General features: G+C 32.8%; 11 protein-coding genes and 1 riboswitch. Of the genes, 4 read left to right on the top strand and 7 right to left on the bottom strand.

Annotation, left to right across the window (positions count from 1 at the left end; translation table 11 throughout):
- Positions 1-53: 53 nt before the first annotated feature.
- From metF to hutH, 4 genes are all read right to left on the bottom strand, one after another.
- Complete coding sequence (gene metF / locus AC3VJB_RS03010) at positions 54-1,010, bottom strand: methylenetetrahydrofolate reductase [NAD(P)H] (RefSeq protein ID WP_437824419.1); 957 nt, start codon at positions 1,008-1,010, stop codon at positions 54-56.
- A 238-nt stretch (positions 1,011-1,248) separates the two neighbouring features.
- Entirely contained in the window at positions 1,249-3,924 is a 2,676-nt protein-coding gene (gene metH / locus AC3VJB_RS03005) for a methionine synthase (protein ID WP_497666735.1), read from the bottom strand.
- A 3-nt stretch (positions 3,925-3,927) separates the two neighbouring features.
- Positions 3,928-4,944, bottom strand: a complete 1,017-nt coding sequence (locus AC3VJB_RS03000) for a homocysteine S-methyltransferase family protein (RefSeq protein WP_437824416.1) — start codon at positions 4,942-4,944, stop codon at positions 3,928-3,930.
- A gap of 50 nt (positions 4,945-4,994) precedes the next feature.
- A riboswitch (SAM riboswitch) is annotated at positions 4,995-5,099 on the bottom strand.
- A 598-nt stretch (positions 5,100-5,697) separates the two neighbouring features.
- Positions 5,698-7,203, bottom strand: coding sequence for a histidine ammonia-lyase (gene hutH / locus AC3VJB_RS02995; RefSeq protein WP_159615442.1), 1,506 nt, complete (start codon positions 7,201-7,203; stop codon positions 5,698-5,700).
- 169 nt (positions 7,204-7,372) lie between these two features.
- Here hutH and AC3VJB_RS02990 point away from each other — a divergent pair, with 169 nt between their 5' ends.
- Positions 7,373-8,767 (top strand): TlpA family protein disulfide reductase, encoded by a 1,395-nt coding sequence (locus tag AC3VJB_RS02990; protein WP_167713974.1) that lies wholly within the window; start codon positions 7,373-7,375, stop codon positions 8,765-8,767.
- A gap of 64 nt (positions 8,768-8,831) precedes the next feature.
- Here the strand turns inward: AC3VJB_RS02990 and AC3VJB_RS02985 are convergent, their stop codons facing one another.
- Genes AC3VJB_RS02985 through AC3VJB_RS02975 form a run of 3 tightly spaced genes read right to left on the bottom strand, consistent with a single transcriptional unit; the run spans position 8,832 to position 10,987 of the window.
- Positions 8,832-9,632, bottom strand: coding sequence for a TIGR00266 family protein (locus AC3VJB_RS02985; protein WP_047789456.1), 801 nt, complete (start codon positions 9,630-9,632; stop codon positions 8,832-8,834).
- Between the two features lie 34 nt (positions 9,633-9,666).
- A complete protein-coding gene (gene blaOXA / locus AC3VJB_RS02980) occupies positions 9,667-10,527 on the bottom strand; it encodes a class D beta-lactamase (RefSeq protein WP_437824410.1) in 861 nt (286 codons plus the stop codon).
- 4 nt (positions 10,528-10,531) lie between these two features.
- Complete coding sequence (locus AC3VJB_RS02975; protein ID WP_159490847.1) at positions 10,532-10,987, bottom strand: DUF4442 domain-containing protein; 456 nt, start codon at positions 10,985-10,987, stop codon at positions 10,532-10,534.
- Between the two features lie 154 nt (positions 10,988-11,141).
- Here AC3VJB_RS02975 and AC3VJB_RS02970 point away from each other — a divergent pair, with 154 nt between their 5' ends.
- Genes AC3VJB_RS02970 through AC3VJB_RS02960 form a run of 3 tightly spaced genes read left to right on the top strand, consistent with a single transcriptional unit; the run spans position 11,142 to position 13,898 of the window.
- Positions 11,142-11,570, top strand: coding sequence for a DUF4870 domain-containing protein (locus tag AC3VJB_RS02970; protein WP_047789418.1), 429 nt, complete (start codon positions 11,142-11,144; stop codon positions 11,568-11,570).
- Positions 11,571-11,587: 17 nt separating this feature from the next.
- Positions 11,588-11,932 carry a PadR family transcriptional regulator gene (locus AC3VJB_RS02965; protein WP_047789417.1) on the top strand — a complete coding sequence of 115 codons (345 nt, stop codon included), beginning with the start codon at positions 11,588-11,590 and terminating at the stop codon, positions 11,930-11,932.
- The gene (locus AC3VJB_RS02960) at positions 11,925-13,898 is read left to right on the top strand and encodes a PspC domain-containing protein (RefSeq protein ID WP_497666734.1); all 1,974 of its coding nucleotides are present in this window, start codon (positions 11,925-11,927) and stop codon (positions 13,896-13,898) included. Before AC3VJB_RS02965 ends, AC3VJB_RS02960 begins: the two co-directional genes overlap by 8 nt.
- The last annotated feature ends 16 nt before the right edge of the window (positions 13,899-13,914 follow it).

Raw genomic sequence — 13,914 nt, 5'->3', positions numbered from 1 at the left:
TTTATTCCTAATTCACTCAGTATTCTTTCAAATGGATGAAATGACGATTTATCTTAAAAAACTCCTTCAGCAATTTTTTGAATATTGGTTGATCTTCCCATTGAATAATAATGTAAAATAGGTACTCCTTTTTGTTGTAGTTCCTTACTTTGAGCAATGCACCACTCTACTCCTACTTGTCGTACTTCTGCATTACTCTTACAATTCACAACCTCTTTTACCAAAGTATCTGGTAAATCAACTTTAAAACGGTGCGGAATTAAATTCAATTGCTTTTTGGTTGAGATTGGTTTTAATCCCGGAATAATAGGAACCATAATTCCCTCTTCTCTACATTTTTTTACAAACTCAAAATACTTTTGATTATCAAAAAACATTTGTGTTATCACATAATTTGCTCCGTTTTTAATTTTCTTCTTTAAAAAGTGAATATCAGAATCTAAACTTGGTGCTTCCATGTGCTTTTCAGGATACCCAGCTACCCCGATACAGAAATCGGTTTTTGATGAGTTTTGCAAATTATCATCCAAGTATCTTCCTTTATTTAAGTTCTCTATTTGTGTAACTAACTCACTTGCGTATGCATGTCCGTCTTTTTCAGGTTTAAAATAAGTTTCGCTTTTTACTGCATCACCACGTAATGCAACTACGTTATCAATTCCTAAAAAATCGAGATCAATTAAGAAGTTTTCAGTGTCTTCTTTGGTAAATCCTCCACATAAAATATGCGGAATAGCATCTACTTGGTATTTATTTTGAATAGCCGCACAAATACCTACTGTACCTGGACGTTTTTTTACTACTTGCTTTTTTAATAGTCCATCTCCTAACTCTTTATACACGTATTCTTCTCGATGGTAAGTTACGTCTATAAACGGCGGATTGAACTCCATTAACGGATTAATATTTTTGAATATTGATTCTATTGTATCTCCCTTTAACGGCGGAAGTATTTCAAACGAAAACAACGATGTTCCGTTAGCTTTTTCTAAATGTTCTATTACCTTCATAAGTCTATCTTATAAAGGCGTATTTAACTATACCAATGAAGCTGCAATTAACGATATTGCTGCCATTACCAGTAGCTGTATTGCAAACCGAATCTCTAAATTATACTTTTTCATTTGTCTAATTTTATTGATTTTTTATATGGCAATATTACTACTGTTTTGTAGTTTTCAGTTTACCTAACTTAAAACTTATTGTTAATTAAATACGCTCTTTTGTTTGTTTATTTTAAAGTTATTATTAATTATCTGATATGTTTGGATGTAACCATTTTCTGGCTTTTTCTAAGGGTATATTTTTTCGCTCTGCAAAATCTCTTACTTGATCGTCTGTTATTTTACCTAACCCGAAATACCTAGCTTCTTCATTGGCAAAATAATATCCTGAAACGGCCGCTGCTGGCCACATGGCTAAACTTTCTGTTAAACTTACTCCTATGTTCTCTTCTACCTGTAAAAGCTGCCAAATTGTTTCTTTTTCTAGATGATCTGGGCATGCAGGATATCCAGGTGCAGGACGAATTCCTTTGTACGCTTCTTTTATCAATTCATCATTCGTTAAGTTTTCTTCGGATGCATAGCCCCAGTGTTTCGTTCTTACTCTATGATGCAAATATTCTGCAAAAGCTTCTGCAAAACGATCAGCAATGGCTTGTGCCATAATTGCATTGTAATCGTCGTGATTTTCTTTGTATTGTAATGCCAATTCATCAGCGCCAAAAATGGCGGTACAGAAAGCTCCTATATAATCCGTTTTATCTGTTTCTTTGGGCGCAATAAAATCTGCTAAAGCAAAACTTGGTTTTCCTTCACGTTTTTTTAATTGCTGACGTAAGGTTCTAAATACTGCGACTTCCTTTCCTTTCTTTTGAACTGAAATATCGTCGTCGTTAATAGAGTTTGCCTCAAACAAACCAAAAATAGCTTTGGGCTTTAATGCTTGTTTTTCTATGATTTGTTGCAACATCTTTTGAGCATCTGCAAACAAATTGGTTGCCTCTACTCCTACTACTTCATCTTCTAAAATATCAGGAAACTTTCCATGTAAATCCCATGAGCGAAAAAACGGACTCCAATCAAAATATGGTACCAAATCTTTTAAACTTACTTGCTCCAGCTTTTGTACTCCTAATTCTTTTGGTTTAGTAATGTTAGTAGTCTCCCAATCTATTCTGAATTTTCGCTCTCTAGCTTCTTCAATTGGTATGTAGTGCTTCTGTTTTCCTCGTTTTAAGAATTTATCTCGAAACTCTTCGTAATCTTTCTTCAACTTGGCAACATACTCGTTTGAGGTTTCTTTATTCAATAAATCTCCTACTACGGTTACTGCTCTTGATGCATCGTTTACATGCACCACTGCATTTTTATACTGCGTATCAATTTTTACAGCGGTATGTGCTTTCGAGGTTGTTGCTCCACCAATCAATAAAGGAATCTCCAAGTTTTGGCGTTCCATTTCTTTGGCTAAATACACCATTTCATCCAACGAAGGCGTTATCAATCCGCTTAAACCAATCGCATCTACGTTCTCCTTTTTAGCAGTTTCAATAATCTTCTCTGGCGGAACCATGACTCCCAAATCGACAATCTCGTAATTGTTACAACCTAATACTACGGATACAATGTTCTTACCAATATCATGCACATCTCCTTTTACCGTTGCCATCAATATCTTTCCGATAGCTTGTTGTTCCTCGCTTTTCTCTGCTTCAATAAACGGATTCAAATACGCTACGGCTTTCTTCATTACTCGGGCAGATTTTACTACTTGTGGTAAAAACATTTTTCCAGCACCAAACAAGTCTCCTACTACATTCATTCCCGTCATTAAATGTCCTTCAATTACATGTAGTGGTTTTGCGACACTCAAACGAGCTTCTTCAGCATCTTCTTCTATAAAAGCATCTATTCCTTTTACTAAAGAATGTGTAATACGGTCTTGTAGTGGTAAACTTCTCCATTCTAAAACTTGCTCACTGCTTTCTTTTTTAGTTCCTTTTACCGTTTCCGCAAACTCTAATAAACGTTCAGTGGCATCGTCTCTTCTATCTAAAACAACATCTTCAATATGTTCTAATAAATCCTTCGGAATATCATCGTAGACTTCCAACATGGTCGGATTCACAATTCCCATATTCATCCCTGCTTTGATAGCATAGTATAAGAATACCGAATGCATAGCTTCACGTACCACATTGTTTCCTCTGAAAGAAAATGATACGTTACTTACTCCACCACTCACACTTACATGCGGTAAATTTTCACGTACCCATCGGGTAGCTTCAATAAAATCTAACGCATTTTTTCGATGTTCTTCCATTCCAGTTGCCACTGGAAAAATATTTAAATCGAAAATGATATCTTCTGGCGGAAAACCGACAATCTCGGTTAATATATTATACGAACGCTCTGCAATTTCAATTCTTCGTTCGTAAGTATCTGCTTGTCCTACTTCATCAAAAGCCATGATAATTACAGCAGCTCCGTACCGTTTTATCTGAGTTGCTTCCCAAATAAACTTTTCTTCACCTTCTTTTAAGGAAATGGAATTTACTACTGATTTTCCTTGTACTACCTGTAATCCAGCTTCGATGATTTCCCATTTAGAACTATCAATCATAATAGGAACTCTGGCAATATCAGGTTCAGAAGCTATTAAGTTTAAAAAGCGTACCATTGCTTCTTTTCCTTCTATCAAACCATCATCCATATTAATGTCGATGATTTGCGCTCCTCCATCCACTTGATGACGCGCAATCGCTAAGGCTTCGTCGAACTTTTCTTCTTTAATCAATCGAAGAAATTTACGTGATCCTGCTACGTTTGTGCGCTCCCCTACATTGATAAAATTACTTTCGGGTGTTATAATTAACGGCTCTAACCCCGATAATTTCATGTATCTTCTTTCCTCACTCATCTACTAACTATTTTGTCCTGCTGCAACAAATTCAGCTTTTCGTGGTTTGTATTTCGCTGCTATTGCTGCGATAGCTGAAATATGTTTTGGCGTGGTACCACAGCACCCTCCTATAATGTTGATTAAGTTTTTCTTTAAATATTCTTCTATTTGCTCCGCTGTTTCTTCTGGAGTTTCGTCATACTCTCCAAAGGCATTCGGTAATCCGGCATTTGGATGTGCAGAAATGGCAAACTCTGTTTTAGAAGCAATCGCTTCTAAGTGTGGTTGTAATAAATTAGCCCCTAAAGCACAATTAAAACCTACGGATAACAACGGAATATGAGAGATAGAAATCAGAAAAGCTTCGGCTGTTTGTCCCGATAATGTTCTACCTGAAGCATCGGTAATGGTTCCAGAAACCATGATAGGAATTTCTATATTTCGTTCCGATTTTACCTCTTCAATAGCAAATAAAGCTGCCTTTGCATTTAAGGTATCAAATACGGTTTCTACCAATAAAATATCGGAACCGCCATCAATTAAGGCTTCTACTTGTTGCTTGTAGGCAATACGTAACTCTTCGAAAGTAACTGCTCTGTATCCCGGATCGTTTACATCAGGTGACATACTTGCGGTACGGTTGGTAGGCCCGATAGAACCTGCTACAAAACGAGGTTTATGTGGTTCTTTCGCTGTAAATTCATCGGCCACCTCTTTGGCTATCTTAGCAGATTCGTAATTTAACTCGTATACCAACTCTTCCATTTGGTAGTCTGCCATGGCAATGGTAGTTCCTGAAAAGGTGTTGGTTTCTACAATGTCTGCTCCTGCCGCAAAGTATTTTCTATGTACTTCTTTTACGGCTTCGGGTTGCGTAATGGACAACAAATCATTGTTTCCTTGCAACGGTGTTGGGTAGTCTTTAAAACGTTCTCCACGAAAATCTTCTTCAGTAAATTTATATTCCTGAAGCATGGTTCCCATAGCGCCATCGAGCACAAGGATTCGTTTTTGTATTTCTTGATAAATGTTTGACATTCCTGATATTTAGTGTAATGTTATCAGGAAAAGAGGAAGTAAAATTCTTTTCGTTATCTCTCTGCCGAAGCAGTAGAATGTAGCACCTTCTTTGTTTGCACAAAGGGTTGCTAAGGTTTCAAAGGGTCTATTCCCTCCACCTTTCTTGATAACATCAATATGTTAATGAACGGGACAAAGTTATAGTATTATTTTTAGTTACTAAAAAAAATGAATACTTTTATTAAGTAGATATTTAAATATTTTTTCTAGCTTATAGATATCTCTATCTTTTTTAACATTTTAAGTTGAAATTTATAGCCTTATGGACCACAAATAATAATGGCTAATTTTCCATATTATCTCATTGTTTTTGATTGATTAGATATAAACTGTCTAATTACAATATTTTCTAAACAAGCTATTCGAGTAAGTATAACTCCTCCATCCATTTCCAAATAACAAATCCTTGTTTTTCACTATCATTATCTGAATGGGAGCTTTAATTACTTTTTATTCAGGCTATTTACATGCATTACAACACATTAATCAATATACTTTTGTAAAAGATGTTTGCTATATAGCCATAGAGGTAATTATTAAAAGTATTTTAATTCAAAAAAAATCCTACTCTAACAGAGTGCTAACATAAATAAATATTAATATCTTATTATTCTAGTTAATATTTATCATCGTTTCATATAAACGTTGAAAAACTAAAAAGCTCAAATTGTAAAAACAATTTGAGCTTTTTCACTAATCTCTATAGTTGTCTTAAAACAGTTCTTCTACTTCAATAATTAAATCATTAATGAAGTTTTCTGCTTTCTTAATATCATTATGTAGTACTCTGTCATCATTTACTAAAGGTACATCTTCTCTAAACATTCCTACAAAAGAAGATAAAAACTCAGAAGTATTCTCTTCTCTAAAAGAAAGCCCTTGAGAAGCATTCATTAACTCTATTGCTAGTACAGAACATACATTATCTACTACTTTTTTTGCTTTCACAGCTGCATTGGCTCCCATGCTTACATGATCTTCTTGTCCATTACTAGACACAATAGAATCTACACTAGAAGGAGTACAAAATTGTTTATTTGCACTCACAATACTTGCAGCTGTATATTGTGGAATCATAAATCCACTATTTAAACCTGGGTTCGATACCAAAAAGTCAGGTAGCCCTCTTAAACCAGAAACTAATTGATAGGTTCTTCTTTCAGAAATATTTCCTAATTCTGCAACAGCAATTGCTAAATAATCTAAAGCTAGGGCTAGTGGCTGGCCATGGAAGTTTCCTCCTGAAACAATAATATCTTCATCAACAAATATGTTTGGGTTATCTGTTACTGAATTTATTTCTGTTATGAATGTTTTCTTTACAAACTCTAACGTGTCTTTTGTTGCTCCATGAACCTGAGGCATACATCTGAAAGAATAAGGGTCTTGTACGTGCTCTTTTGGTTGCTTGATTAATTCACTTCCTTCTAATACTTCTTTAATACGTTTAGCTGTAGCTAACTGTCCGTTATGTGGGCGCACTAAATGAATCAACTCATTAAAAGGCTCAATTCTTCCATCAAAAGCTTCTAAAGAAATTGCACCAATAACATCTGCTAAATAAGAAAGTTTATAAGCCTTTAATAAATTATGTACACCATAAGCACTCATAAATTGAGTTCCATTTAACAATGCTAATCCTTCTTTAGACTGTAAATTAATTTTCTCCCAACCAAATTTTTCTTTTAAAACATCTCCTGAAACTCGTTCTCCTTCAACATACACTTCTCCTAATCCTATCAATGGTAAAGAAAGATGTGCTAATGGTGCTAAATCACCAGATGCTCCTAACGAACCTTGTGTATATACAACAGGTAAAATGTCTTTATTATAAAACTCAATCAAACGCTCAACAGTGGCCAACTGTACACCAGAATGACCATAACTTAATGATTGTATTTTAAGCAACAACATTAACTTTACAATTTTTTGAGGAACTTCATCTCCAGTTCCACAAGCATGACTCATTACTAAGTTTTCTTGAAGTTGTTGTAAATTATCTCCATTAATTTTGACGTTACATAACGAACCAAATCCTGTATTAATTCCATAAATAGGATCGTTATGAGTTTTCATTTTCTCATCAAGGTAAGCACGACATTTTAATATCTTTTCTTTTGATTCTTCTGATAAAGAAAGTTTTTTATCTAGTAATACAATACTATGAATATCTTCTAAACCAAGTGGTTGGGAATTTATTATATGTGTAGTATTCATTTTAATATTTTTATGGTGTACAAATAACCAAAAAAAAGAGAAAACTTCAAGCTGATTTTTTATAAAAAATAGAACTAAGTTTAAATAAAATGTTAATTTCTTTGATAAAAAAGTTAAAAAAAGTAACTTCGGCGGCTTAAACACCGTTATTCTCACTAAACATTAAAGAATGAAAAAACTAGTACTTTTAGCCCTCATAGGAGTTACCATAATTTCATGTAAAAAGGAAGAAAAACCTGTTAAAGACTACTTGGTTTTAACTGGTAAAATTGATAACCTTAAAAAAAGAACTGTTACCTTGAATGGTTTTCAATTTGAAAAGAAAATAAAATTTGACAGAAAGACTGGTTCTTTTGTTGATACTCTTAAAATTGATAGAGAAGGCTATTACACCTTGGTTTACAATACAAAACCTATTAAAGCTATCAACTTATATTTAACAAAGACAGATGATACAGGTATTGTATTTGATTACGACAACCCAGATTTTATTAATTTTGAAGGTGCAAACAAAAAAATAAATAGCTATCTTCATGAAAAACAAAAAACTTGGCCTGAAATACTTGTTAGTGCTAATCAATATTTTGCCTTAGAAGAAGGTGAGTTTTTAGCAAAAACTAATGAATATAAAGATGCTGTAACTGAAGCATCTATTTCTAAACAATTGCCTGCTGATTTCTTAAAAAAGGAAGTCAAAAATATTGACTATGAATGTTTAAGAAACCTTTATAATTATCAAGATTATCACAGAACATTAACAGGAAATAAAGACTTTACCGTTTCTGAAAATTTTCCTGATCCATTAGAGAATTTCAACTATAATGGTAACGATTATACAATTTCATACTTCTATAGAGTGATGTTAGAGACCGAGTTAAAAAATTTAGCTCGAGAAAATAATAAAGAAGGTGATGATTATTATTTAACTTATCTAGAAACTGTACAAACTGAGGTTACTGACTCAATCGCTAAAAACGATTTGTTATATAATAGTGCTCAAAATAGTATTACATATGCTAGTGATTTAAAAGAATTCTACAGAAAATTTATGGCGTATTCTACAAATGAAACACATAAAAAAGAGATTACTAAAGACTACAATCTTTTAAAAACAACAGCAAAAGGCCAACCTGCTCCTAAGTTTAAAGACTATGTAAACTATGATGGTGGCACAACTTCTTTAGATGATTTATTAGGCCACGGAAAGTACTTATACATTGATGTTTGGGCTACTTGGTGTGCTTATTGTAAAAGAGAAATTCCTTTATTAAAGCGATTAGAGCAAGAGTACCATGGTAAAAATATTGAGTTTGTAAGTATTAATGTTGATGCTAAAGGTAATGATGAAAAATGGAAAGAAACCATTCAAGATAGGGAGATGACTGGTATACAGCTAATGGCTGGAGATAGTCACTTAAATTTAGAATGGGCTCAAAACTTCTTAATTAAAGGTTTACCGAGATTTATCTTAATCGACCCTGACGGAAATATTGTAAGTCCAAACGCTCCTGCACCATCAGAAGGAGAACGTTTAATCAATATGTTTGAAGAATTAGGTATCTAATTTACCAATAAAATAAAAAAGACCGCTAATAAAAATTAGCGGTCTTTTTTATTTACTTATATTTCTAAAACCTATTATCTCCATCTAAAATATCTCCTAAACCTCCTAAAACACTTCCTTCTCCTCTATCACCTTTTCCAGTTTGTGGAGCCATAGCTAACACTCTACCTGCTAACCTACTAAATGGTAATGATTGGATATATACAGTTCCAGGGCCTCTCAACTTTGCAAAAAACAATCCTTCTCCACCAAAAATGGTATTCTTTATACCTCCTACAAATTCAACATCATAATCAACGTCTTGAGTAAAACCAACAATACAGCCTGTATCTACTTTTAAAACTTCACCAGGTTGCAATACCTTTTTTGCCATTGTACCACCTGCATGCACAAAACCTATACCATCGCCTTCCATTTTTTGCATAATAAATCCTTCTCCTCCAAACAACCCCCTTCCTAAGCGTTTTGAAAACTCAATTCCGATAGATACCCCTTTAGCTGCACATAAAAAAGCATCTTTTTGACAAATAAACTTCCCTCCAAATTCTGTTAAATCAATTGGAATTATTTTTCCTGGATAAGGAGAAGCAAAAGAAACTTGTTTTTTTCCTTGACCATCATTGGTAAAAACCGTCATAAACAGGCTTTCACCTGTTAAGATTCGTTTTCCAGCAGAAAAAATTTTCCCCAACAATCCTTTTTCTTGATTTGAACCGTCTCCAAAAATTGTATTCATTTTCACATCGGCATCCATCATCATAAAACTACCACTTTCGGCAACTACTCCTTCTTGCGGATCTAATTCTATTTCTACATACTGCATTTCTTCTCCAAAAATGCGATAATCTATTTCGTGTGCATTCATAATTTTTTGTTTTTATATTTATAAGAAGAGTTTTTTACTGTTTTGTTACAAAAGATTCATTTTCGCTTAATACTTTTAACACTTTTAAAGCCTTAAAAGTCACTTCTTTTCTTTCTCTACTAAAAAACTTCATATCAAAATTCTTTTTTGGAACTACATTTGTAGCAAAGAAATAAGCATTTTTTTTAACTAAAACATAGCCTACAAACCAACCATTATTTTCTTCACCTCTTACTGACCAACCTGTTTTACCTCTCAATACATACTGATTGCTTTTATGCATTATCATCATACTTTTCATGATACTATCGGTACGCTCACTAATAAGTAACTCTGAATTATGTAATCGTTTTAAAAAGTCTATTTGTTGAAATTGATTAATCTTAGATTTACCTTCTAACCAGAAATTATCTAAAGTCATTTCATTTACATCCATTGAACCAAAATTCAACTTTGCTAAACTAGATTTCATTCTTTCAACTCCAATTTTTCTAGCTACCTCTTGGTAACATGGAACGCAAGAGTAGTGAAAAGCTTCTTTAAACGTTAAATCTTGCTCCCAAATCTTTAGATACCTAGACTCTCCATTCCATTTAAAGATTGCGCTATCATTTTTTACAACTCCAGCTTCTAAAGCAATGATAGAATTCGGAATTTTAAATGTTGACGCTGGTAAATTTCCAACTTTACACCAATCAAAATTATTAGAATAATGCACATCTTTATACAAATCATAAACTAGTATAGCTCCTTCTAATTTTGCCTTATCAAGTATTTCTTGAAACTGATTATTAACTAAAAATTTTGTTTCAACTTTCTCTTTTTTACTCTTTTCTTCACTCTTACAAGAAAATAGCAGTACTATAATTATAAAAATATAATTAAACCTTACCACAAAACTAATTTTTAACCTTTAAACTCCATTCGTATTCAAATTTTGAAACTGAAACTCCCTCCTCATTAAAACCTTCAGAAATAACAGTTACTGTTTGACCTTCTCCTGTATCAATTGCTTTTTGTATCGTCTCTCTTATTAATTTACCATCGTTACATTCAAAACGAATTTTCCCTGTAGCCTTTTTAGTAAAAGTTCCATTCATATTAGTAACCAGCATAGAAATTTTTTTATTCGAAGCATCTATTTCTTTCATTACCAAAATACCTGTAGATAATTCTGATGCCATTCCTTGTACTGCCCAAAACATTGATTTAAATGGATTTTGATTTACCCATTTGTGGGTTACTTTAACCACTGCTCTGTCGTTAGTAAGCGACTTTAATCGCACTCCAGTAAAAAAAGCTGAGGGTAACTTAAATAATAAAAAGGCATTAACTTTTCTTGGTGTAAACTTCATTTTTTCAGTATTTACAGGCAATGTACAGCTTTTTATTTAATTATATCGCTTCATTTAAATGTTAAATTTTGTTAATTTTTAGTACTATGTATTGCATAATACCTTTTAAAAGATATATATTTGCATTGTAAAGTATTATATAAATCATTTCACTATGCAACACAACAACCAAAATACCAATGCTTTTTTAATACATATTTCTGCTTTTGCAGGGTATTTATTTCCTTTAGGAAGTATTATCACCCCGCTTATATTATGGCAAACCTTAAAAGAGAGAAGTCCTTTTTTAGATGAACATGGTAAAGAGGCCGTTAATTTTAACATCAGTTATAGTTTATACATTTTTATACTAGGCCTTTCTTTTATTCCTTTTTTCTTCGGAAGAATTTTCAACGGATTTGATGGTATAGATATCGACTTTGGTGGATACCATGGACACGGAGGATTGTTTGGCATTTTTGGATTCGCTTCTGTTGTAAGTATTGTCGCTCTTATTAAAGTAGCGCTGATAATTATAGCAGCCATGAAAGCTAATAAAGGTGAAATGTATAAATATCCACTTACAATAAAATTTATAAAATAACCCATAAACCGCATTACATGAAGATAGAAAACACAAAAGCACAAATGCGTAAGGGAGTTTTAGAGTACTGTATCTTATCTATTTTACAAAAAGGAGATGCATACACCTCTGAAATACTCTCAAATCTTAAAAGTGCTGAAATGATTGTGGTTGAAGGAACCATATATCCGTTACTTACCCGCTTAAAAAATGCAGGATTATTAAGTTACAGATGGGAAGAATCAACCTCTGGACCTCCAAGAAAATATTACGTACTCACAGAAAATGGCGGAATGTTCTTGAAAGAATTAGACAAAACATGGCATAATTTAGTAAACGCAGTAAACCAAGTAACAAGTACAAAATCAACTAAAGATGAATAAGACAATAAATATAAACCTGGGCGGATTTTTCTTCCACATAGATGAAACTGCCTATCAGAAATTAAAACGATACTTAGATGCCATCGCTCGTTCGTTAAGCGATGATCCGCAAGGAAAAAATGAAATTATAGCAGATATAGAAGCTCGTATTAGTGAGTTACTATCTGAAAGAATTACCGATGCTCGTCAAGTAGTAAATGAAAGTGATATTGAAGAAATTATTGCTATCATGGGGCAACCTGAAGACTATGCGGAAGCTGAAGAAGGGTATAGCGAAAATACTTCTTTCAACTATAAGAGAAATACTTCTAACAAAAAAATGTTTAGAGATGGTGATGACAAGTTTCTAGGAGGAGTATGTTCTGGACTTGGGCATTATTTTAATATCGATGTGGTTTGGATTCGTTTAGCTTTCCTTATTTTAACATTAGCAGGATTTGGTTTTGGAATTATAGGATATATCATTTTATGGGTTATCCTTCCAGAAGCGAAAACTACTTCAGAAAAGTTACAGATGGAGGGTGAAGCTGTAAATATTGACAATATTGAAAAAAAAATTCGTAATGAGTTTGAAAACCTTTCTTCAAAGGTAAAGGAAGGCGCCCATGATTTATCGGATAAAATTTCAAATGCTGATTATCAAAAACTACGTAACCAAACTAAATCTGGTTTTCAGGATTTCATAGACACTATGGGTAAAATTTTACTAGCCGTATTCAAAGTGTTTGGTAAATTCATGGGCGTTTTATTAATATTTATCGCTGGTATTACAATCATTTCATTGCTACTAACCTTATTTTCTGTAGGAAGCTTAGAAATCTTAAATTTTGATGGAGACATGATTCACTACCCTCCTTTCTTTTATGATTCGGCTATGCCTAAATGGTTGTTAATGACATTTGTATTTTTCTTAATAGGAATTCCTTTTGTTGTCCTATTTATTTTAGGATTACGAATTTTATCTCCTAATGTTAAAAGACTTGGTATTGCAACAGTTTTAACATTATTCGGGCTTTGGTTAGTATCTTTATTAGCAATCGGATTCTCTGGTATTGAATATTTTACCACACATGCTTACGATGGTGCACATGTTTCAAAACATAGTATTACCTACAATCAAGAAGAGCCTTTAAAAATACGAGTAGTAAACGATGATAATATTTACTATCAACATAGTTTGCGTAATAGAGATAATTCAGTATCTGTTCATGTAAATGATAAAGAAATGAAATACTCTAACGATATAAATATCGATGTCCGTAAGAGTGAAACTGGTAATGCTTATATAGAAATAAAGAAAACTTCTGAAGGAAGAAAGCGAAATGATGCCAACATTAATGCAGAAGCCATTCAATACAACTTTAAAACAGCTAACAACACTATTGTTTTTGATGCCTTTTTTATTAGCGAATACAAGAACATGTGGAAAGATGAAGAAATTGATGCTGTTTTATACATTCCTGAAGGAACAACTATATACTTTGAAGGTTCGTCTCGTAACTTTTTAGATGATGTAAAAAACGTCCAAAATGTATACGACCGTGATATGGCCAACCATCATTTTAAAATGACTTCTAAAGGCTTTAACTGTTTAGATTGTGATGAAGAAGATATTAATAATGAAGATTCTGACGATTGGGATTCTGATAATGATGATGAGGTAAGCTTCTTATTTGACAGCACAATTAATAATACAAAAGCTGAATTTATTATCTCAAAGAAAACTACTGAAAGTGAACTTAACAAATTAATCAACTGGTTTAAAGATCGTAAAAACATAGATATTGATATTGTTAGCGCTAAATTTAATAATGATAAAACAATTGATAATCTAGTTTTAGGAATTGATTGTAACGACGGATATGTAGGTGGTATTAAAGTTTCAAACAGTACATTAGATACTATATCAAAAGGATTCCGTAGACTGTATAATGAAGAAGGAGCTTTAAGCTTTAAAACTTGGTAAATGCATAAACTGAAAA

This window comes from Tenacibaculum sp. TB-53 (assembly GCF_059716285.2).
Note: the sequence above shows the minus strand (reverse complement) of the source record. Positions and strands in the feature narration are given on the sequence as shown.